This is a genomic window from Geoglobus sp. (assembly GCF_054018175.1).
The window spans coordinates 1-20,976 of sequence record NZ_JBPLZQ010000104.1; the positions used below are offsets into that span (position 1 = coordinate 1).

Annotated in this window: 23 protein-coding genes; 12 read left to right on the plus strand and 11 right to left on the minus strand. The window is 54.5% G+C overall.

Going from position 1 to position 20,976, the window contains the following annotated elements:
- Positions 1-148 precede the first annotated feature (148 nt).
- A complete protein-coding gene (locus ACXJJC_RS08060; protein ID WP_456370845.1) occupies positions 149-829 on the plus strand; it encodes a 4Fe-4S double cluster binding domain-containing protein in 681 nt (226 codons plus the stop codon).
- Between the two features lie 35 nt (positions 830-864).
- On the opposite strand, the gene ACXJJC_RS08065 is transcribed toward ACXJJC_RS08060, so the two are convergent.
- From ACXJJC_RS08065 to ACXJJC_RS08095, 7 genes are all read right to left on the minus strand, one after another.
- Complete coding sequence (locus tag ACXJJC_RS08065; protein WP_456370847.1) at positions 865-1,287, minus strand: hypothetical protein; 423 nt, start codon at positions 1,285-1,287, stop codon at positions 865-867.
- Between the two features lie 417 nt (positions 1,288-1,704).
- Positions 1,705-1,803: a MetS family NSS transporter small subunit gene (locus tag ACXJJC_RS08070; RefSeq protein ID WP_456370850.1), complete on the minus strand. Its 99-nt coding sequence runs from the start codon at positions 1,801-1,803 to the stop codon at positions 1,705-1,707.
- Positions 1,793-3,259 carry a sodium-dependent transporter gene (locus tag ACXJJC_RS08075; RefSeq protein WP_456370852.1) on the minus strand — a complete coding sequence of 489 codons (1,467 nt, stop codon included), beginning with the start codon at positions 3,257-3,259 and terminating at the stop codon, positions 1,793-1,795. The genes ACXJJC_RS08070 and ACXJJC_RS08075 overlap by 11 nt, the downstream gene beginning before the upstream one ends.
- Positions 3,260-3,403: 144 nt before the next feature.
- Complete coding sequence (locus tag ACXJJC_RS08080; RefSeq protein ID WP_456370854.1) at positions 3,404-4,300, minus strand: dihydroorotate dehydrogenase; 897 nt, start codon at positions 4,298-4,300, stop codon at positions 3,404-3,406.
- A complete protein-coding gene (locus ACXJJC_RS08085) occupies positions 4,300-4,491 on the minus strand; it encodes a DUF8180 domain-containing protein (protein WP_456370856.1) in 192 nt (63 codons plus the stop codon). The genes ACXJJC_RS08080 and ACXJJC_RS08085 overlap by 1 nt, the downstream gene beginning before the upstream one ends.
- Before the next feature lie 3 nt (positions 4,492-4,494).
- Positions 4,495-5,337 carry an amidohydrolase family protein gene (locus ACXJJC_RS08090; protein WP_456370858.1) on the minus strand — a complete coding sequence of 281 codons (843 nt, stop codon included), beginning with the start codon at positions 5,335-5,337 and terminating at the stop codon, positions 4,495-4,497.
- Positions 5,327-6,352: an LLM class flavin-dependent oxidoreductase gene (locus tag ACXJJC_RS08095; protein WP_456370860.1), complete on the minus strand. Its 1,026-nt coding sequence runs from the start codon at positions 6,350-6,352 to the stop codon at positions 5,327-5,329. Before ACXJJC_RS08095 ends, ACXJJC_RS08090 begins: the two co-directional genes overlap by 11 nt.
- A gap of 52 nt (positions 6,353-6,404) precedes the next feature.
- On the opposite strand from ACXJJC_RS08095, the gene ACXJJC_RS08100 reads away from it, so the two are divergent.
- Genes ACXJJC_RS08100 through ACXJJC_RS08135 form a run of 8 tightly spaced genes read left to right on the plus strand, consistent with a single transcriptional unit; the run spans position 6,405 to position 13,972 of the window.
- Positions 6,405-7,586 carry an ABC transporter substrate-binding protein gene (locus ACXJJC_RS08100; RefSeq protein ID WP_456370862.1) on the plus strand — a complete coding sequence of 394 codons (1,182 nt, stop codon included), beginning with the start codon at positions 6,405-6,407 and terminating at the stop codon, positions 7,584-7,586.
- Positions 7,577-8,266, plus strand: coding sequence for an ABC transporter permease subunit (locus ACXJJC_RS08105; protein ID WP_456370864.1), 690 nt, complete (start codon positions 7,577-7,579; stop codon positions 8,264-8,266). Before ACXJJC_RS08100 ends, ACXJJC_RS08105 begins: the two co-directional genes overlap by 10 nt.
- On the plus strand, positions 8,200-9,156 hold the full coding sequence (locus ACXJJC_RS08110) for a branched-chain amino acid ABC transporter permease (RefSeq protein WP_456370866.1): 957 nt from the start codon (positions 8,200-8,202) through the stop codon (positions 9,154-9,156). Before ACXJJC_RS08105 ends, ACXJJC_RS08110 begins: the two co-directional genes overlap by 67 nt.
- The gene (locus ACXJJC_RS08115; RefSeq protein WP_456370868.1) at positions 9,122-9,769 is read left to right on the plus strand and encodes an ATP-binding cassette domain-containing protein; all 648 of its coding nucleotides are present in this window, start codon (positions 9,122-9,124) and stop codon (positions 9,767-9,769) included. The genes ACXJJC_RS08110 and ACXJJC_RS08115 overlap by 35 nt, the downstream gene beginning before the upstream one ends.
- A complete protein-coding gene (locus ACXJJC_RS08120; RefSeq protein ID WP_456370870.1) occupies positions 9,756-10,424 on the plus strand; it encodes an ATP-binding cassette domain-containing protein in 669 nt (222 codons plus the stop codon). Before ACXJJC_RS08115 ends, ACXJJC_RS08120 begins: the two co-directional genes overlap by 14 nt.
- 11 nt (positions 10,425-10,435) lie before the next feature.
- A complete protein-coding gene (locus ACXJJC_RS08125) occupies positions 10,436-12,085 on the plus strand; it encodes a P-loop NTPase family protein (RefSeq protein ID WP_456370872.1) in 1,650 nt (549 codons plus the stop codon).
- Positions 12,086-12,119: 34 nt separating this feature from the next.
- Positions 12,120-13,076 (plus strand): hypothetical protein, encoded by a 957-nt coding sequence (locus ACXJJC_RS08130; RefSeq protein ID WP_456370873.1) that lies wholly within the window; start codon positions 12,120-12,122, stop codon positions 13,074-13,076.
- Positions 13,073-13,972, plus strand: coding sequence for a carbohydrate kinase family protein (locus ACXJJC_RS08135; protein WP_456370874.1), 900 nt, complete (start codon positions 13,073-13,075; stop codon positions 13,970-13,972). Before ACXJJC_RS08130 ends, ACXJJC_RS08135 begins: the two co-directional genes overlap by 4 nt.
- Here the strand turns inward: ACXJJC_RS08135 and ACXJJC_RS08140 are convergent.
- From ACXJJC_RS08140 to ACXJJC_RS08155, 4 genes are read right to left on the minus strand one after another with little or no spacing between them, the layout of a single operon-like run.
- Entirely contained in the window at positions 13,905-15,101 is a 1,197-nt protein-coding gene (locus ACXJJC_RS08140) for an Nre C-terminal domain-containing protein (protein ID WP_456370876.1), read from the minus strand. The genes ACXJJC_RS08135 and ACXJJC_RS08140 overlap by 68 nt on opposite strands.
- 36 nt (positions 15,102-15,137) lie before the next feature.
- Positions 15,138-16,337, minus strand: a complete 1,200-nt coding sequence (locus ACXJJC_RS08145) for a methionine adenosyltransferase (RefSeq protein ID WP_456370877.1) — start codon at positions 16,335-16,337, stop codon at positions 15,138-15,140.
- 58 nt (positions 16,338-16,395) lie between these two features.
- On the minus strand, positions 16,396-17,337 hold the full coding sequence (locus ACXJJC_RS08150; RefSeq protein ID WP_456370879.1) for an AbrB/MazE/SpoVT family DNA-binding domain-containing protein: 942 nt from the start codon (positions 17,335-17,337) through the stop codon (positions 16,396-16,398).
- Between the two features lie 25 nt (positions 17,338-17,362).
- Complete coding sequence (locus tag ACXJJC_RS08155; RefSeq protein WP_456370881.1) at positions 17,363-18,424, minus strand: glycosyltransferase family 2 protein; 1,062 nt, start codon at positions 18,422-18,424, stop codon at positions 17,363-17,365.
- Positions 18,425-18,586: 162 nt separating this feature from the next.
- Here ACXJJC_RS08155 and ACXJJC_RS08160 point away from each other — a divergent pair, with 162 nt between their 5' ends.
- From ACXJJC_RS08160 to ACXJJC_RS08170, 3 genes are all read left to right on the plus strand, one after another.
- A complete protein-coding gene (locus ACXJJC_RS08160; protein ID WP_456370882.1) occupies positions 18,587-19,552 on the plus strand; it encodes a PstS family phosphate ABC transporter substrate-binding protein in 966 nt (321 codons plus the stop codon).
- A 12-nt stretch (positions 19,553-19,564) separates the two neighbouring features.
- Positions 19,565-20,464, plus strand: a complete 900-nt coding sequence (pstC, locus tag ACXJJC_RS08165) for a phosphate ABC transporter permease subunit PstC (protein WP_456370883.1) — start codon at positions 19,565-19,567, stop codon at positions 20,462-20,464.
- Positions 20,461-20,976: PstA family ABC transporter permease (locus tag ACXJJC_RS08170; protein ID WP_456370884.1), on the plus strand; the 516-nt coding region annotated here is incomplete at its 3' end. The genes pstC and ACXJJC_RS08170, both read left to right, overlap by 4 nt.

Consider the following 20,976-nt stretch of genomic DNA (forward strand, 5'->3'; position numbering starts at 1 on the left):
TCCAGCCCACAGCGGTGGCAGGAAACCCTCCATTATGTGCATTGGATCACCTCGCCTGATTTTTTGTCAAGAAAATTTGACTCCGTTTAAAAACGTTTTGATTTCCTTGCAACGGTGCCCTTATATATGTTAATTCACAACGTTAATCATGGAGGTTGAGGACGTGGCCAGAGAGCTTGGTGCGGACGTGTTCGGGGGTGCGGACCTGAAAAGCCTGAGGGAGTACCCGGTTCACCCTCCGACGCTTCTCGACAGGTTTACGAGAGGCATAGTTATTGGAGTGAGGCTGAACGATTCGGTCTTCGACGGTCTCCCGGAGACGAGGTCTCTCTACGGGAGGCAGTACCAGGTGGCGAACGACAGGCTCGACCAGATTGCATTTGAGGTGGCGAGACACATCGAGAGGAAGGGATACAGGGCGCTGCCAATCCCGGCGTCCAAAATCCTGAAGGACCTCCACTGGAGGAGCTACATATCCCACAAGGCAATAGCGAGGGCAGCTGGAGTTGGGTGGATAGGAAAGTCCCTGCTTCTCGTAACCAAGGAGCACGGCCCGAGAATCAGGCTCGCCAGCGTCCTCACAGACATGCCCCTCGAAGCAGGAGAGCCAGTGAAGAGGTACTGCGGAAGGTGCACGGAGTGCATAGACCACTGCATAGTGGGCGCACTCAGAGATTCGGAGTTCGAGGATTATCCAGTGAGAGAGGATGTGTTCGATGTTGACAGGTGTGCCGGAAAGCTGAGGGAGTTTGCGAGCGATCCCGACATAGGGTTCATGGTCTGCGGGATCTGCGTGAAGGTGTGTCCCTGGGGGAAGAGGCGTCGCTGAACCTGTGCCGGAAAGGGGCAGGGCAAATCTGCACTTCACTCTGTTTCCTTGACCATCACGTAAACGGTGTACTCTCCCTCCTCCGCGTCGTCATCCACGTTCACGTGCACGTTCACGCTGACCTCCGCAGGACTGCTTTCACTTCCCGCCTCAATCTTCAGCTTGCTCGATGACGTTATCGACTTTCCGTCCATGCTGTGTATCTCAACGTCAACTGCATCTGGATCGGGACCCTCAACAACGCTCTGGAAGTATATCTCCTTCTCAGGACCCCTGTTTTCGATCGTTATCTTTCTCACGTACGTGGTACCGCTCTTGAGGTCGACACTGAACGACTTGGGAGTCACCGTTATGTCCGACTTGGTGACCTTCACGTCAACCTGCATGGTGAAATGATATATCGTAGCGCTAACTGTACCGATCAATATTAAAATTGCAAATAGCGCTTTACTTTTCATGATACTCAGGAAAATAAAGACGTTTAAAAATTTTTCTGTATTGGTTGAGATTTTCGTTACTTCAACGAAGCACTTTCGGGTAATAACATTGAATGGCTTCATGCGCATCCAAATAACCCAGCAATAAAAGAAATCAGAGCTAAGGGAATCTTTAGGATGAACAGGCGATTCTGGAATATGCGGGCTTTGCAGAAACTGGATATTGAGCTATAAGCATGAGAACTTTGGAAAGAGGAACATAGTCAAAGGGTTTTTCCCCGGTGAAAAGCAGGATTGAGGTGCTCTTTAACAGGTTCCCCCTTCAGGAGTTCCTTTGAGTCTGCGCAGAGCTGGTTGAAGAGTTTAGTTATGCTGTACAATGTGATACTGTGGAGGTGGTATTCAAACACCAGTATCTCAAAAATTAGAGTGGTGAAGTTAATTTCCTCCCTTCATCGCCCTGTACAGAAAGTACGCAAGCCCGCCATACAGCACTGCGAACCCGAAAACGCCCATTGCTATCGCATCAGGAGACATCCCTACCCCTCCATGTGAGAACTGCAGACACCACCATTCCCGCCAGTATCACTCCAAAGCCCGTGAGAAGGGCACCCAGAGGGTATCCTCCGTATGGCTCCCTGAGGTTGTTCGTCACGTCGAATGCGAGCAGCACAAGTAGTATCGCGGGCACGGCAAACTTCACTGAGACGTTCCACCACGACGAAACCCTGACCTCTGACACCGCGTTTATGTGGTCCCTTATCTTTCCTAGGTCAAAGAACCAGGCCACGGCTATGACCTCCAGCAGTCCGACGAGCACGAGTCCGTAGTAGTTCACGAAGTGGTCGACGATGTCCAGCCAGTAAAGTCCTGCCTTCGTAGTGTAAATGAGGCTCCCCAGGAACCCCGTTCCTACGACGAGGTTCACCGCCCTTCTCCTCTCTATACCGAACCTGTCCATGACTGCGGCGACAACAGCTTCAACGAGAGAAATCGACGACGACAGGCCTGCGACAACCAGTGCGAGGAAGAACACCACGGCGGTGAACACCTTCAGGGCGGGAAGCATGTTCAGGGCCTGCGGGAAGACTATGAACGCCAGCCCTATGGACTGGGCCACCACATCCCCTATCTCGCTTCCGGTTGCGTACGCCATGTACCCGAGCGTGCCGAATATGGCGAACCCCACAAGAAAGCTGAAGGCACAGTTTGCGAGGGCGACTATGAACGCGTTGTTGGCGATATCGCTCTTCTCAGGCAGGTAACTGGCGTAGGCAATCATTATACCCATCCCCAGGCTGAGCGTGAAGAAGATCTGTCCGAACGCTGAGAGCCAGATGTTGTAGTCGGCGAGCTTGGAGAAGTCGGGCTTCAGGTACCACTCAATTCCATCAATCGCTCCCGGCAGGGTCAGTGCCCTGATGACGAGGATCACCGCGAGGATCCAGAGGAGGGGCATCAGGATCATGTTGGCCCTTTCTATCCCCTTCCTGACTCCCCTGAAATCTATGATCCAGTTAATCCCCCAGACGATGGCCGTTGCGACGAGAACCTCAAGGGCGAAACCTCCGAAGTTCCAGGGCGAGTCGGACAGCTGGAGGATCTGGTTGAAGTAGTACGCCTTCGTCTCTGTTCCCCAGCCAAGGGTGAACGCCCTGGTGAAGTAGACGAGGGCCCACGCGATGACGACGGAGTAGTACATCGTGATTATCATACCTCCAACAACCGCCCACCATCCGATCCACTCGAATTTTTTACCCACTGCTCTCATCGCCTTAGGTGCGCTTGCCCTGAACCTGTGTCCGAGCGCAAACTCCAGAATCATGAGGCTGATTCCCGCGACAAACAGGGCTACGAAGTACGGTATCAGGAATGCCCCTCCACCGTTCTTGTAAACCAGATAACCAAACCTCCAGATGTTGCCGAGACCAATTGCCGACCCAATCGCGGCGAGCACGAATCCGGCTCTCGTGGCCCAGTGCTCTCTCTGCAATCAACCACCTCCCTGATATTTTGTGGCAAAACTGTGGGGTTGCTGAAAAATGTAACCGAAATGATTGATAGTTATCAAACTCCCCTGAGAAAATCGCCAGAATACGGGCACGAGGCACGCTCTGATACCTTTCTCTGAAACAGATCACCTTCTGTGGGCCTCTCCTACGATGTCCTCCAGCCTCTCCCCAGTCATCCTCGTGTATGCTATCAGGCTCTCCTTGAGGCTGTAGAATATTCTGTTCGAGTAGTACAGGGCAGAGCCGATCTGCACCGCACTTGCTCCGGCAAGCATGAACTCGATCACGTCCTTCCAGCTCGTCACTCCTCCAGAGCCAACAATCGGAATGCTAAGCTCCTCGTAGAGGTCCCACACGCACTTTATCGCTACGGGCTTTATACCTTCCCCGCTCACTCCACCGCTGACGTTGCTCAAAATCGGCCTCCTGGCGAAGATGTCTATCTTCATCCCCCTGAGGGTGTTGATCGCAACAACACCGTCGGCCCCCGCCTCCTCAGCCGCCTTTCCGATCTCCACTATGTCTCTTACGTTGGGGGAGAGCTTCGCAAATACCGGCCTGCCGGTTTTCTTCTTCACCGCCTCGACCACCTCGTGCACCAGGTCCGGATCGCTGCCAACTGCAAGGCCCACTCCTTTCGCGTGGGGACAGCTGAGGTTCAGCTCAAAACCATCGGCGAAGGGGAAGTACTCGACAAGCCTGGCGAAGTCATCGGGAGTTGATGCGAAGAGGCTGACTATCAGCGGGGCATAGAACGCGTAGTCCTCGAGCTCCCTCGCAAACGCCTCTGCCCCCGGGGACGACAGGCCAACCGCGTTAATCAACCCGTGAGAGTAGTTGATCACGGCCGGATTTCTGTAGCCCTCGACCCTCTCCAGACCAACGCTCTTCGTTACAACGGCGCCCGCGTGCTCCGAGAGCCTGTTGAGGGACGACGCGTAGCTCCCCATGATGCCGCTTGACAGCATCAGCGGGTTCCTCATCTCTATTCCCGCGACAGCCACTCTTATCGCGTCAGACATCACAACCTCTCCAGAGCTCTTCTTAGGGTGTCGTTCCCCCTCTCAAAGTGCTCCACACTTTCCAGTATGATCTTCGAAACGTCCTCTCTCTCTTCAGCCAGCCTATCTGCCCACTCCCTGTACTTGGAAATGTGCTCCTCGTTGTGGGCGATCCAGTGCGCCAGCAACCTTCTAAGCTTTTCGAGATCCATGTGTTAGGCTAACCAGCGATTTATAAATTTCTTTGGATTCTCCACGGTAATCCTTTCCACCAGCTCGCTATCGAGGCTGGCCCTCATGGACTCCATCGTTTCCTCCGGGTTCCACCACACTATCTGGATTTCGCTCCCGTAAAGTATCCTGTCCGGGTAGGTGTTCACGATCTCGACCACCTCGTCCGTGAAGAACCTCACTCTCTCCCCTGTGACAGGGTCTGTGAACTCTATCCTGACGAACGCATTGGACGTGTCTGCAAAGACGTTCCTTCTCGCATCGAAGAACTCCGAAACGCTCGCCGTCCTGCCAACAATCATGTGGGCCAGAATCACCGGGAATGAGAAGCTGTAGATTAGCTCCTCGTAGTACTCGGGTGATGAAAACTCGTAGGCGTTGTCGGGGAAGTAGCCTGAGTGAATGTACAGCGGCTTCCCGAGCTCGTCCATGACCTCGTATATTTCGAGGGCCTCTCTGCTGTTCGGATAGAACTTCTGAACTGACGGGTGAAGCTTCAATCCATCAACTCCCATCTCGAAAATGTCGTAGATGAGCTCCACGTCGTTTTCCTGGTGGAAGCCCGTGAACGTGTAGCACCTGACGTCTTCCCTGGCGAGGATCTCCTTCAGCTCCAGCTGCCATTTCGCAAGTTTTGGAGTCATTTCCGGGGTTATCGAGTGCGTCAAGTTGAAGAACTCCCTGACGCCCATTTCCTTCAGCTTCTTCAGCGCGTTTTTCCACTCCATTCTCATTCCCGGGCTGAACGAGTGCTTCCGTTCAACCCACACGTAGAACCTCCACACCACGTCGTCCGGGAACAGGTGCACGTGTGTGTCAATCACCATACTCCTCCCTCAGGTACGGTATCACCCTCTCAGCTATCAGCCTCAGGTTGTCCATGTAGTGAACATCTCTGACGAGTGGGGTGAGCACGAAGTGTGTGGCGCCCGCTGAAATGAACCTTTCGATTTTGTCGATGACGTCTTCAGGGGATCCGTAAATGTATCGCTCCTCGACGAGCTCGAACGGGACGAGCTTTGCAGCTTCAATGAGCCTCTTGACGTTTTCCCTGTTGAACTCAAACTCCAGCAGGTCGGGGAAATCCACCTCGACTCCTGCTTTTCTCAGAAACTCGTCCCTTTTCGGAGAGAGCAGGGCAATCATCTTGCCAGGAAGCTCAATCATTTCTCGTGCCTCATCGTGGCTCTCAGCAACGACGGTGTACGCAAAGAGCGCTGGAGTAACGTCCAACCCTCCGGCCTCTCTGATTTTTCTGAGAGCCTCTCTGTAGCCGTGCACGCCAATCGTGGCGGTTGGTATCCATCCGTCACCGTACTTTGCCGTGAGCTCCATCGTCTTCGGCGAGTTTCCGGCTATCCAGAGCTTCACCTTTCTCACAGGAGATATTGACGCATTTCTGAGGCTGAAAAACCTCCCCCTGAAGCTCACGCCTTCGCCCTCCATGAGCAACCGGATCACCTTCAGCCCCTCCTCCAGCCTGCTTACGGAGTACCTCATGTCCATCCCGAACGGGATGAGGTTCATCCCCTCTCCGGCTCCAATGCCGAGGACCGCCCTTCCGTTGCTGAGCACGTCAAGCGTAACTGCCGACTGCAGCAGCTGAGCTGGATGCCTCCTCACAACGTCGCTGACGCACGTCCCGAGCAGCACCCTTTCCGTCAGCGAGCTGAGCCTTCCGAGCACCGTAAACGGCTCAAAGCACGAAAAGTCCCTTATCCCTATGCCCACGAGGTGGTCTGGCGAAAATACGGAGTCAAAACCGTTCCTGTCTGCGTAAACTCCAGCCCTCAGAATGAGCTCCATGGGCTCGTGAGGGAGCTGTATTCCGATTTTGACCATGAACCGAGAATTTTCACAATCCTTATAAACCTTCTCGGAAAATAAATTAAAAATGGTGACCTATATGAGGGCAGGGTATGCGGTGCTTCTCCTCACGATTATCTCGGTTTTGGCACTCTCCGGGTGCGCTCAGGAGGAGAAAAAGACTCTCACCATAGGTGTCATCGTTCCAGAAACCGGAATTTTCTCAACTGCCGGAAAGGCGATGAAGAACTCTGCACTGCTCGCGGAGGAGCACATAAAGAAGTACGGGCTCTCGGATTACGAGGTCAGGGTGATCTTCGCAGACGGTGGATCGACCCCGGAGCAGGCTAAGTCGGCCTTCATGGAGCTCTCAAAGCAGGCAGACGTGATAGTCGGTGCTTACTCGAGTGATCAGGCAGTGGTTTGTGCAGAGGCCGCGGGGGAAACCGGAAAGATATACATAGCGAGCGTCGCCTCTACAGGTCAGCTCGAGAAGATGGTCGAGGAGGGCAACAGGTACGTCTTCAGAAACTCCTACAATACCACCTACTGGGGTCAGCTCGCCGGAGAGTTCCTCACGGTCTCCGGGGCGGAGAGGTACTACTTCGTCGGATACGACCCGCTGAAGACCTTCAATCAGGGGATGCTGAGGGCATTTGAGGACAGCGTTGCCGCGGAGAAGATCGGGGAGGTGTACTACCTGAGCACCAGGGTGAGTCCTGACGATTTCGCCATCAAGGCGGAACAGGTTGCGAAGGAGACGGGCAGGGGTGACGTGGTGATCCTCGGAGATCCGGGAGGTACGGCGATACAGTTCGTGAAGGCCTACAGGAAGGCCGGTGGCGAGGCACTGATCTACTCCGTTGGAGGGGTTCTTGCACTTCCGACGATACTTAAGAAGATTGACGTGGATTACGTTGCGTTCCAGTCTGCGGGACTCGAAAGCACGGAGAAGAGCAGGCTCACCAGAGCGTACTTCCAGGACTACAGGGAGAAATACGGGGAGGAGGCGAACAACTTCGCGGGACTGCTGACGTACGATGACGTGCTTATTGCGGCACAGGCCTGGAAGGGTGAAACTGAGAGCACGATCAGGTCACTTGAGACAGGCGAGTTCGTGGGGGCTGCAGGCATCTACAGGTTCAACGAGAACCACCAGGCCATGTGGGGGTCGGATGGACTTAAAGGAGTGATAGCCGAGTACTTTGACGGCAGAATAGAGGTCGTTTACCCGCCGGAATACAGAACTTCCGATGTTGTATGGCCCTGAGTTTTTTTCTGACCTCACTCATTCTTTCCGTTATTGCCCTGAGCATCTCTCTGAACTTCAGGATCGCGAGGTTTCTGAACCTCTCGCTCGCGGGCGTTTTTGCCGCTGGGGCGTACATGGCGTACTTCTCCACAGGGGCTGCAATCCCAGCACTCACAGGATTTGTTCTCGGTCTCGCTCTCGCGTATTACGTGCTGAGGGTGTGCAGGAGCGTGATAGAGGCAACGATCGCCAGTCTCGGGGCAGGACTGCTCGTTGAGAGAGTTCTCGAGATCCTTCACCGCAGCTCGTACTTTTACTTGGTGGGAGAGGACCTTAGCTTCATGATTCTCCCGCTCGGCTTAGCGTTTTTCGCAGGCATAGTCGCCGCGTACCTCTCTCCTGCGGGACTGAGGCTCAGGTTCGTGGAGAGCGACATCGAGCTCGCGGAGATGTACGGGGTTGACACCGAGAGGTACGTTCTGCTCACGGTTGGTCTGACTACTTCAGTCGTCATGGTCGCCGGATACCTGTACGCGGGGGTGCTTGCCATCGACCCGGCAGTTGGCTTCGGTTACCTCCTCTCGGGAATAGTGATCTCGGCCATCGCGGCACAGCTGAGCCTAAGGGGGGTGTGGCACTACGTTGCAGTTTTCGCAACGTCGTTTATGGCGGTGAGGCTCCTGGGGGTGTTACTCTGAGGAGGTACGCTTGGGAGCTCACCATACTCGCAATCGTTTCAGCGATCATGTACTCGTCTCCTTACTACAGCTGGCTGTTCTCTCTAATGTCCGTGTACGCCGCCCTGACGGTTTCGTGGCTGCTAACGAGGATGGTGGGCAGGATAAGCATGGGACACTCAGCGCTATTCGCTCTTCCAGTCTACCTGTCAGCCATAGGCTACACCCAGTCGGCAGAGCTATCGGTACAGCTATTCATCGCCGGAACTTTCGCAGCAGCAGTCCTGTTCTTCGTGTTTTCCGAGCTCGTAGGCAGGACAGCCTTCGTCTTTCTGACGCTCGTCTTTTCCATATTCCTGTGGGTGACCATTCCCAAGGTGACCGTGCACAGGGATGGCTACATTCTTGGAGGTGAGGTTGGATTCTCCTTTCCGAACCTCGATCAGGGCTCGATCCACCTGATCGCAACCCTCCTGCTTTTGCTGTCCTACACAGTCTTGAGGGTTACCGAAAGCTCGAGGCTCGGGTACATGATGATCGCGGTGGGAGATGACGAGACCGCATCGAAGGCAGTGGGCATAAACACGAGGGTGGTGAAGTTCTCTGCGGTAATGCTGTCGTCGCTGATCTCGGCCTTTTCCGGACTCGTCTACGCGTTTGAGTTCGGACATGTGTCCCCCGAGAGCTTTTCCATAGAGGTTTCAGTGTTTCCGTTCATAGCATCCCTAATTTCCGCGGGAAATCCGTTTGGATCAATCCTGTCGAGCTTCGCGCTGGTGTACATGACGAGGGTGCTCAACTCGATCTATCCCGGTCTGATGGGGGTTTTTTACGCACTCGTGCTGATAGCCTCTCCAAGGCTCGGAAGGTGGGTTTATGCTAAGGGTAAGAGGCTTGTCGAAGAGGATTGACGGAGTGGTAGTGCTCAGGAACGTTAGCCTCGAGGTTGGCGAGAGGGAGGTGGTCTGCCTTTTCGGTCCCAACGGGAGTGGAAAGTCAACGCTGATGAGGATCATAGCCGGACTCGAGAAGCCTGACTGCGGCAGGGTAATTCTGGGAGACAGGGACATCACCGGGGAGAAGCCCTGGGAGAGGGTGTCGTCAGGAGTGGCATACGCGTTCCAGATTCCGAGACCCTTCAAAAGGCTCACGTTCCTGGAGAACCTGGCCATAGCGGCGATGACGTACAGGAGCAAGGATGAGGCCTTCAGGCTCGCTGAGGACGTGGCTGAAAGGTATGGCGTGGGGGGGCTTGCAGACAAAAGAGCCGACTCTCTCTCGCAGGGAGAGATGAAGATTCTCGAGATACTGAGAGCGTACATGACGGGTGCGAGGGTTCTCCTGCTTGACGAACCGTTCGCAAGTCTCGACGTCGACAACGCGGAGTTTCTCAGAGAAAAACTTCTGGAAGTCTCGGAAGATGGTACCGCGATGCTTGTGACATCCCACAGAAGAAAAATCCTTGAGGGCTTGGCTGACAGGTTCCTGAGACTCGAAGGGGGAGTCGTTCATGCTGATGGCTGAGGGGATCAGGGTTAGGAGCAACGGCGTCGAAATCCTAAGAGGGGTGTCGTTTCAGGTGGAAAGAGGGGAACTCGTGCTCGTAATCGGCCCGAACGGCAGCGGAAAGAGCACGCTGTTCAGGGTGATAATGGGGCTGAGGGATTACGCGGGAAAGGTTGAAAAGGATGGAAGAAGCTTGGATGATCTGAAGCCGCACGAGAGGTTTAAAAGCGGTGTGGTACTCGCTCCCGAGAGGATGAGGGTCGCAGAGGGTCTGACGGTGAGGGAAAACGTGGAAATTTCTGGGAGGTTCGAAGAGGCTGTTCGGATCTTTCCGCACCTCGAGCGGATAGGAAACAGGAGAGTGGATGTTATAAGCGGAGGAGAGAGGCAGATGGTGGTTTTCGCAAGGGCGGTGCTTTCCGGGCCAGAATATCTGCTTCTCGACGAACCGTTTCAGGGAATGGCCGATGAGAATGTCGGGATCGCGCTGGAAGTCGTGGAGGGGCTCAGGAGGAGGTCGGGCGTGGCAGTTATAACTCACGAGAGGATCGGCGAGATTCTGGAGATCGCCGACAGGGTGTACCTGATGCTTTCGGGAAAGGTGAAGAGGGAAATTTCGGTTGACAGCCCCGAAAGCGTGATGAGGAAGCTCGAAAGGTACATGATAGTCTGAGGTAGGTGAACATGGAGCTAACGCTGAGCGGAGACGCAAGGGCGATTTACTCAAAGATTGTGGAGACTCTCGTAAGGAGGTCCGGGATAGGGGAGGTAGAGGAGGAGCTGAGGTCTCTCACACCTGTTAAAGATCCGGAGACAATTCGCCTGAGGCAGGAAGAGGTGAGAGAGAAGGTCGAGCTCGCCAGGTCCGTAAGCTGGGAGGACATAACGTCTATCAGAGAATTCGTCATCAGAAGGAGGTTTTTCGAGGACAGGATCTTCGTTGCCCGGAGCGATGAGGAGTACGAGAGGGCCTCGAGCCTGAGAGTGTGCGAGGTCACGAGAGAGCGAGGGTGGGCGGATGGCTACACGATCAACCTCAGCGAGTTCGTAGAAAGGTGCACGCTCGAAGAGCTCGCCCCGGAGCTGATAGTGGAAACGCTGCTGTCCAACATCGACACACTCAAAACTCTTTCCAGGCTCGAGCAGGAGCACTTTGGCAACGAGACCCTCGGGGAGGTACTGAGTGACCTCGAGGGTATCAGGTCTGATTACGAGAGGGCTGCTGCTTTCGACGATGTGGAGAGGCTCGCGTTCGAGATTGAGGAGCGGATCAACAGGGAGATTGAGGAGCGGCTCGCCGAGATAAAGCTGACCCTCACCGCTGACGAGCTCCTGAGAATGGTGGGTGAGGGGAGAGTCGCAGGAGAGATCGAGAAGGAGGTCGAGAGGATCGTGGCGAAACACGAGGCCGAGCTCCACCGCATCGGAATTTATGACAGCGTTTTTCACAGGTCGTATCCCGTCAAGGTGGACACTGAAGCGCTTTTCAATGCCATCAGAAAGAGCAGAGAAGTCCACGCGCTCGATTACTACCTCAAGTGCAGGAAGATCGCTGAAAAAGTTGACATAGAGTGGCTCAACGATAGGGTATCGTTTTACAGGAGGCTCGCACTTTACAAGTATCTGCAGGAGAAGGAGTTCGCGTTTCCCGAGTTTGGAGAAGGTATGGCGTTCTTGAACGGCAGGAACTTGTTCATAAGCAATCCACAGCCAGTCAGCTACTGCGTGGGGAGTAACGGGCTGTTTGAATACAGCGAAGGCGTTGTGATACTCACCGGAGCCAACAGCGGTGGAAAAACGAGCCTGCTCGACCTGATCTGTCAGATAGCGGTGCTGTTCCACATGGGGCTGCCCGTAAATGCCGATATGGCCGAGTGCACGGTTTATGACGAGATCTTTTACTTCAAGAGGAAGAGGAGTGGATACGGCTCCGGAGCGTTTGAGAGGGCGATGAGAAGCCTTGTGAAGGCGATTTCAGGTAAAGGAAGAAAGCTGATCCTCGTGGACGAGTTCGAGGCGATAACCGAGCCCGGAGCTGCGGCCAGGATACTCACCGCGATTCTCAGGGTCGCGCACGAAAAGGGGCACCATGTCGTGCTCGTCAGCCACCTCGGTGAGGAGTTCATGGGAATGGACTTCATCAGGATTGACGGCATAGAGGCGAAGGGGCTGGATGAGAGCTTCAACCTCATAGTAGACAGACAGCCCGTTTTCGGGAAAATTGGAAGAAGCACGCCTGAGCTCATCGTCGAGAGGCTCATGGAGAAGAGCAGGGGAGAGGGGAGGGAGATCCTCGCGAGGGTTCTCGATGAGCTCAGGAGCCTGAGAGGTTAGGGCAAGCTATAATTACCCGGGTCGAATTTCCCACATGCACATCTTCACCGACTGGGAAGGGCCGTGGATACTGACCGACATCGCTTACGAGCTCAGCCTCGCGATGTTCAACAACCGGGAGTTCTTCGAAAGGCTCAGCCAGTATGACGATTACCTCGCCTACGTGGAGAGGAGGGAAGGTTATCAGGCGGGAGATACGCTGAAACTCCTCGCTCCATTTCTCGTTGCTGCAGATCTGACGGTGGAGGAGATGGAGAAGATCAGCGAGCAGACAGCAAGTTTTGTCGGAGACGCGGAGAGAGCTATGGCGTACCTCCAGGAGAACTTCCACCCGGTGGTGATCTCCACGAGCTACACCACCTACCTCAGGAAAACGGCTTCCATGATCGGGGTCAGGGGAGACCTTCACGGGACGGTGTTCAATCCGGAGAAGTACGAGATCGATGAAAGCTGGAAGAGGTGGCTGCTCGAGAAGGTGGACGAGATCTCCTGCCTGAACGACATAGATGTATCCGAGCCTGACAGGAATGCTGTGGATTACCTGAACAGGCTTTTCTGGAAGGAGATGAGGGAAACCCCCTTCTGGCAGGTGATGCAGGACGTTGCTGTTGTCGGGAGCAGGAGGAAGAGGGAGATAGCCGAGAGCTATGGCGAGAGTTGCGTGATTGCTATCGGGGACAGCATATCCGACATCGAGATGTTTGACTACGCGAGGGAAAACTCGGGACTCGCCATGTCGTTCAACGGAAACGAATTTGCCCTCAGACACGCGAACCTCGCTGTTATAAGCGACTCGGCAGTTGTGGAGGCGGTCATCGCTGTGGAGTTCGCAAGAGGGGGCTGGGAGAGAGTGGTGGAGGTGATCGAGAACGGCCACGACATGCTCGAGGGTCTGTCCTGGGAGGCTCACACCGAGATAGGGGAGGATGTGGTGGAAAAATCCATAAGGATGAGAAAGAGGTTAAGGGGTAAGGCGGGTGAGCTGGGATGATTTCGGGTTTCGGTGCGCTGAACCTTGACAAGATCTACTTAGTGGACAAGATTCCCGGGAAGGACGAGGAGGGGTTCGTCTTGGGCCTCGAGCTCCACCCGGGAGGGAGTGCTGCCAACACCATTGCCGGACTCGCGAGCTTTGGAGTTGAGACCGGTTTCATAGGCAAGGTGGGCAGCGACGAGGAGGGCAGACTGCTCCTCCAGGACTTCGAGAGAAGGGGAGTGGACACGAGCGGAATAGTCAGGGCAGACGGTAGGAGTGGCGTAGCCATGATATTCGTTGACAGGGACGGAAACAGGGCCATCCTCGTCGATCCCGGGGTTAACGACACCATAGGTGCCGGTGAGGTGAACATGGAACTGGTGGAGAGGTCGGAGATCGTCCACATGACGTCGTTCATCTGCAGGAACGGTATGGACTCCTTCAAATCGCAGATATTGGTTGCAGAGAGGGCGAACGGAATCAGCTTCGACCCGGGACTTCCGTACGTGGAGAGGGGTCTCGACGAGCTGAAGCCGATACTGAAAAACACGACTGTGTTTCTTCCAAACAGGTCCGAGATCGAACTGCTCTTCGGGACGGACTACAGAGAGGCAAGCCAGATGGCGCTTGAGATCGGGGCAGAGGTTGTTGCCGTGAAGCTCGGTGCGGAGGGAAGCTACGTCACCGACGGAAAGAAGGAGATCCACGTGAAACCGTTTCCATCGAACCCTGTTGACACGACGGGAGCGGGGGACGCGTTCAACGCCGGATTCCTCTACGGATGGCACAGGGGCAGGAGCCTCGAGGACTGTGCGAGAATTGGAAACTACGTAGCCAGCAGACTCATCGAGAGGGTTGGGGCGAGGAGCTACCAGGAAATTGATCCAGAGAAGTCTGCACGGATAGACTGACGTGCTTCTCCCACAATGCTGGTTCCGTTTTCAATCTTTTACCCGCCCTCTTCAGCGCCTGGGTTACGGTGTCGAACTTCTCGGGCCTCGTCTGAAGGGCTCTCCTGACACCCTCCTCAACGACCCACACTCCGAGAGGGGCAGAGTACTCGGGCCTTATCTCCCTCAGCACTATCGCCCCCGCCTGCCTCCTGTTCCTGTGCAGGTACTCGACAATGGGAAGTCTCGCTGCGTAGTACCCTCCAGAAAGCTCTGAGTACTGCTTCTTCTTCCCAATGCCCTCCCTGTCAGATCCCACCCACGTCTTCACCGGGTTCCACAGGCTTTTCTCTATCCAGATCTCCACGAGCTGGAACACGTACGATGATGGATAGAGGATGACCTCGAAGTGATTTCCGTAGTGCTCGTAGCTGAAGAGCATAACGTCGTTTATCTGGGGAAAATCCGGCAGATCCTGCTTCAGCTGCTCCGCGATCGTGTCGTGAACAGCGGTTATGCTCCACCTCGTTGGGACGAGCTTCTTTTCTATCCCGAGCATTCCCACGGACAGCACCCTCTGAATGTACGACGTCGGAAAACCGCTTTCGTGCAACACCATAACTGCCTCCGTAGCCTTCACTTCATCCTCGCTGATCCTCTCGACCTTTGCCGGAATCCTCGGGTTTGAGGTCAGCCGTATCCTCCTGAAAAGCGCCGAAACTCCTGATGGCATAACTACGTCGTCGAGAACTGGCCTTTTCACGATCTTCTCGTACTCTCCCTCCACATCCACGTTTTTGACGCTGCTCGCGATCTCCTGGAGTTCTGCAAGAGTCCTGTCCGGATTCACGGCGGACTGAACGGAAAACTGCCTGTATGTCCTGGCGAGCCCCATCCTGAGTGCTAGAACGTCCTCGACCCTCCCGGAGTAAAGGGACGGGTTCTCGAAAAACTCAGGGTTCTCGTTTCCGAGTATTATCATCGGTCCGGCAAACACCTTTGGATACCCCATCCTCCCAACAAAAACGGAAGGGGGCGTTGGCTTCTCCTCGAGGTTGCCAAGATCGAGCTTTTTCGTGCTGAAAGCCCTGATTACGGGGCAGTAACCCTTTCCGCAGAGGAGGTTTCCCTTGCACTTAACGCACAGCACGGTAAAAGGTTCGGGGAAAGAATAAATATAGGTTGCTCAGAAGGTTGAGAGCTCGCCGTTTATGACCATGTCCGTTATCTTGGTTATGTCGTTGAGCCACTCCTCCGCTATCGTCCTTGCCCTGCTCTCCATCTTCTCCACGTCATGTCCCTTCTCCGGGACGATCTGTATGCTAAGGGCCTTTGGCTCGTCGATTGGCTTCCCTATCTGTGAGAGGATGCGCACGTACACCTCCTTTATGCCCTCTATCGCCTCGTAGCAGTCGTTTGCGATCTGGTTGGCCAGGAGGTTGTAGATCTTGCCAACGTGGTTTATCGGGTTCTTGCCGCTCGTCGCCTCCATGGACATCGGCCTTCCGGGTGTTATGAGTCCGTTGCACCTGTTCCCTCTACCGACGCTTCCGTCGTCACCGTTTTCGGCAGACGTCCCGGTTACGGTGAGGTAAACGACTTCCTTTTCCACGTTATCTGCGGTGTTTATCGATATCTCCACATCTCTGCTCGCGTATTCGCCAGCTATCTCGCTTACGAAGCTGTGAAGCTCGTCCTTGATGGCGGTGTACTCCTTCACATTGCTGACGTACCTGTCAACGAAAGCGCATGCGATCGTCACCCTGATCCTGTCACCCTCTCTCAGCCCCATTACCTTCACGTCCTCGCCTATTGCCCTCTCCTTCTTTCTGAACTCCTCGTAAATCCTCCTCTCTATGTTGTAGACCAGCCTCTCCGTCTCGCTGAACGGCGCGTATCCGATGCCGAAGCTCGTGTCGTTTGCGAGAGGAGCCTTACCCTCTCTCCTCTGAAAAACGTCTTTCAGGTCTGTGGACCCCTCTCCAAGCCTAACGTCAAAAACGATGTCTTCCTCAGGGTTGAGGTAGCGCATCGCCTCCCTAACGTAATCCTTCGCGGCCTTGAGGGCGATCCTGTCTGCGGGTATGTCCACACCGTCGAAGTGTTTCGTGGCCCTTCCGACAAGCAGGATGTAGATGGGCTGGATGACCTCTCCACCACCGAAGGCGGTCTTCGCCCTTCCGGCAACGATCTGCGTTTCGTCTGTGTTGTGGTGGAGAACCGCTCCAACCCTCTTCAGGTACTCCCTGCTGAGGGCCCTGCTCATCGCCTCGGCAATACCGTCAGCTATTGAATCAGGATGACCGATACCCTTTCTTTCAACGATTTCGACCTTCTGCTCTTCGACAGGAGTGTGAACGAGCTTCTCGACTACGATATTCTTCATGGCCTCACACCCGCATCCCGTAATATAAGCGTTGCTGTCAATTACAAAACATAATAATTCATACCGAGAGGTTAAGGACGATTTCGGCGATGTCCTCGCTGTATCCGAGGATTCTCTCGAATCCGTCCTGAATTCTGCGTATTCTGAGGGCGTTCTCAACGGAGGTGTGCTCCTCTACAGGGGCGGGTGTGTAGGCCTTCACCATGCTGAAGACCTCTCTCGCAAGCTCCTCGTCGATTTTGAAAAACGAGTTCATCGCGGTCCTGAAAATCTCCCCTGACGTTCTCGCGGTTTCCGATAATTCCGGAATTTCTCTCCCGTACTCCTTGAGGCTTATGGCCATGGTGTGGAGGTGGTCACCAACCCTCTCGATGTTCTTGAGCGTGATCCTCATTCCCAGGACCTCCTTCGGATGTATGTCGAGAGAGTCGGCAACGTCCGGATACCTCACCGCAGACTTTAGGAGCCTTAGAATCAGGAAGTAGAGCCTGTCGATCTCCTGTTCCCTCTGAATCACCACATCGAGTGTTTCCCCGTCGAAAGTTGTGAGAGTCTTTCCGAAGTCGTTTATCATTGCAAACACCGTGTTGCTCATCTTCTCCAGCAGATCCTCGACCCTGAATCTCCGCTCGTCGGTGAATATCTCAATCCATATTGCATTGCCGGAGTCCTCGAGAATTTCAGCGCCTATCAGCATGGAAACTGCCCTGTAAACTCCCTCCCTCACTCTGCTGTCCACGGAAACCCTTATTGTTGTGTATCCCGCGAGGTAGTGGGAGATTATCTTCCGGATCAGCATGTCGCTGTCCTTCTCACCCTCGATTACGGCCTCGCTGACCCTCCTCACGTTTGTGTGTGGCTGGATCAGTATGGAGGATTTCCCAACGATGCAGAAAACCGTGTCTCCAGGCTTTATCGAGTTCGCGTTCACCCACTCCTTTGGTAGGGATATTATGTAGCTTGACCCTGACACAAAGACCTTTCTCGACAACCTCTGCATGATATATGCTCATACTGACACGTATTTAAGCCTGCCCCACCTTCCACCCATCTACCCGCACGTCCCTCCCCGCAAGCCTCAGCAGGAGGTACCTGAACAGCATGGCGATGTTCACCATCGTCCACAGGGGGGAGTAGAGGAAGTAGTACAGGGGCAGGACCCTGTAGTCTATCCTGAAACCGTACCTTCTCGAGATGTACCCCACGAAGACAAGCCACATCACGAACGAGGTGAATATCGCGATCAGGTTCCTGAATAGGTGAAACTCGAAAACGAGGAGCATGAACACTGCAACCGCCTTGACTGGCAGGCTCAGTAGGAGGGGGAGCAGGAAGTAGAGTATTTTGATTGCTATGCTGTCTGGAAGGAGCATGGCCAGCGTGAACCCGATGAGGGCGGGATAGTACAGGACGAGCATGGGGATCAGCATCTTCGGCATCCTGATGAACCTCGGCAGGAATTCAGCGAACAGCTCGGCGCCACCAACCGCCCACCTCTCCCTCTGCCTGAACCAGTCCCTCAGGGTGGAGGGGGCTCTGGTGACTGCCCTCCCCTTCACGGCTACTCTGTAACCGCTAAAACCTGCGCGAAGGCCGAAATCGGCATCTTCAATTATCCTCGGTCTGAAGCGCAGCTTTTTCGCAACGTCCGACCTGGAAATGAATGCAGCACCGTTGACCATGCTGAAGCCCAGTATTCTCGATGCGACCCTTGCCGAGAAGTTCATCAGCAGGTAATCCACCGCGACCAGCCTTTCCATTACGCTGTTTCCGGCCACCTCTTTCGTCATCTCTATGACCTCCGCATCTGGACTCGGAAGCTCGGATAGCAGGGTGTCGGAGTCCACGAACAGGATGTAATCTCCGGTAACGAGGTCGAGCGCGTCGTTCAGGGCCTTCCACTTCCCTCTCCTTCTGTCGCTGAGCGTGAGCCTGACTTTCCTCTTCTCCAGCTCCCTGACCGCATCTTCCTTTAAGCAGTCCGCGCTCACTATTACCTCGTATCCCCTCTCCTCAAAGAAGTCTATCAGTTCGAAGAGGTTTTCCGGATCTCCGTATGCAGTTATTATCGCTGACATCTCTGGCATTTGGCTTCTGTGAAAACCTCGGGTTTTAAAAGAAAAGCGATGTTTTCCTGCTCGCACCATCGAACTGACGTATCTATATTGATAAGTACGAACTATATCCGTCAGTACCAAATAGATAATCTATCGGCAACAAATATATCCACTCAGCATTACCGGAACAACATGAAGCACATTGCGGGAATCGCAGCGATACTGCTGCTCGCGGCCCTCGCAATCTCGGGCTGCAGCCAGAGCGGTGAGGAGGGAAAGGCGTCTATTTCGGGAGAGGTCAAGATTTCCGGAAGTTCCACCGTCTATCCAGTGACCATGGCAATTGCGGAGGAGTTCAGCAAGCTCTATCCGGACGTAACTGTATCTGTGCAGTCCACTGGCACTGGAGGGGGATTCAAGAACTTCTTCATACCAGGGCTGGTTGACATAAATGACGCGAGCAGGCCGATAAAGGAGAGCGAGCTCGAAGCTTCGAAAGAAAACGGTGTCGAGCCGATCGAGTTCCTCATTGGATACGATGCCCTGACGGTTATAGTGAACAAGGACAACGACTGGATCGACTGTCTCAGCTTTGAGGAGCTGAAGAAGATCTGGGGGCCTGAGGCAACCGGAAAGGTCACAAAGTGGAGTGATGTGAACTCGAGCTGGCCTGACGAGGAGATGAACCTCTACGGACCCACCTCTGCATCTGGAACGTTCGACTTCTTCACGGAGCACGTTATAGGCGAATCAGGAGCTCACAGGCAGGATTACCACGGAACCGAGGAGGACAACACGATAATAACTGCAGTCTCGAGGGACAGATACGCAATGGGGTACTTGGGGCTCGCCTACTACCTGGAGAACAAGGACAAGGTCAAGGCAGTGAAGATAAAGAACCCCGAGACTGGAGTCTGCGTTGCACCGTCCATTGAAACCGGAAGAAGCGGAGAGTACCCGCTCGCGAGGCCGCTGTTCATATATGTGAACAAGGAGTCCCTCAAGAAGCCAGCGGTCAGGGAGTTTGTGAAGTTCTACTTGGAGAACCTCGACAGCGGAATCGTCGAGGAGGTTGGTTACGTACCCGTGAGCAAAGAAGTTAAGGAGGAAAACCTAAAGAAGTTCAATGAGGCCCTGAAGGAACTTGGCCTGCAGTAAGGAGGTGCTTCGGTGAACACGAGAAGAGCGAGAGAAAGAGCAATCCACGTTCTTTTATTTCTTTCCGCATTCCTTACCGTCGGAATCACCTTTGGAATAATCCTCACCCTTCTCACAGATACGGTCACGTTTTTCAGGAGCGTTTCCCCGCTGGAATTCTTCACGGGAACCAACTGGAGTCCGACGATCAGGCCTTTCTCCTACGGAGTTCTACCGCTCGTTGCCGGGACCCTGATGATCACGATCGGAGCGGGAATGATCGCGATACCTGTCGGCCTTCTGTCTGCCATTTACCTGAGCGAGTACGCCAGCGAGAGAATGAGGAGCATGCTGAAGCCACTTCTGGAGGTTCTCGCCGGAATTCCGACAGTGGTCTACGGTTTCTTCGCGTTCGCGTACATAACTCCTTTTCTAAAGAAGATATTCCCTGACATTGCCGCGTACAACGCTCTGAGCGCGTCGGTAGTGGTGGGGATAATGATAATACCGATCGTCGCGAGCATTAGCGAGGATGCCCTGAGAGCGGTTCCCGTGTCTTTAAGAGAGGCCGGCTACGCGCTGGGTGCGAGAAAGGTAAAGGTGATATGGAGCATCGTCGTACCATCGGCACTCTCGGGAATAGTCGCGAGCTTCATCCTCGGGATATCGAGAGCAATTGGCGAAACCATGGCGGTAACCATCGCCGCCGGAAGGACTCCGAGGCTGGCGAACATACTGAACCCCGGAGACTGGTTGAAGCCGATTGAGACGATGACGGCCGCGATGGTGGAGATAGGCATGAGTGACGTGAGCGGTCACAGCCTGGCATACAAGAGCCTCTTCGCCATAGGTTTCACACTCTTCGCCATGACCATGGTGCTCAACACCATCAGCTACTTCGTTAAAATGAAGTTCAGGGAGGTGTACAGATGAGGTCGGACGAGGTCAGGGAGAAGCTGTTCATGCTCCTCGCGCTCCTGGCGACAGTGTTCGGGATAGTGGTGCTGGCAGTTCTGTTAGCGTTCACGTTTTACGAAGCTCTTCCGTGGCTGGACTGGCAGTTCCTGACGTCATCACCGTCGAGATTTCCGGAAAAGGCTGGAATCTATCCATCTCTTGTTGGCTCAGTAATGGCAATCGCACTCGTGGGGGTGTTTTCCGTACCTCTCGGGGTCGGGGCGGCGATATTCCTCGAGGAGTACGCGAGGAGGAGCAGGGTTGCGAGGTTCATAGAGATAAACATCTCGAACCTTGCCGCAGTGCCGTCGATAGTCTACGGCCTTCTCGGACTCGGTCTGTTCGTGTCCACCCTTCACCTAAAGCCCGGGATCGTACTCGTGGGATCTCTTACCCTCACGCTGCTCATCCTGCCGATAATCATAGTTGCTGCCCAGGAAGCTCTCAGGAGCGTTCCGGACTCGCTCAGGGAGGCGTCCATAGGTCTC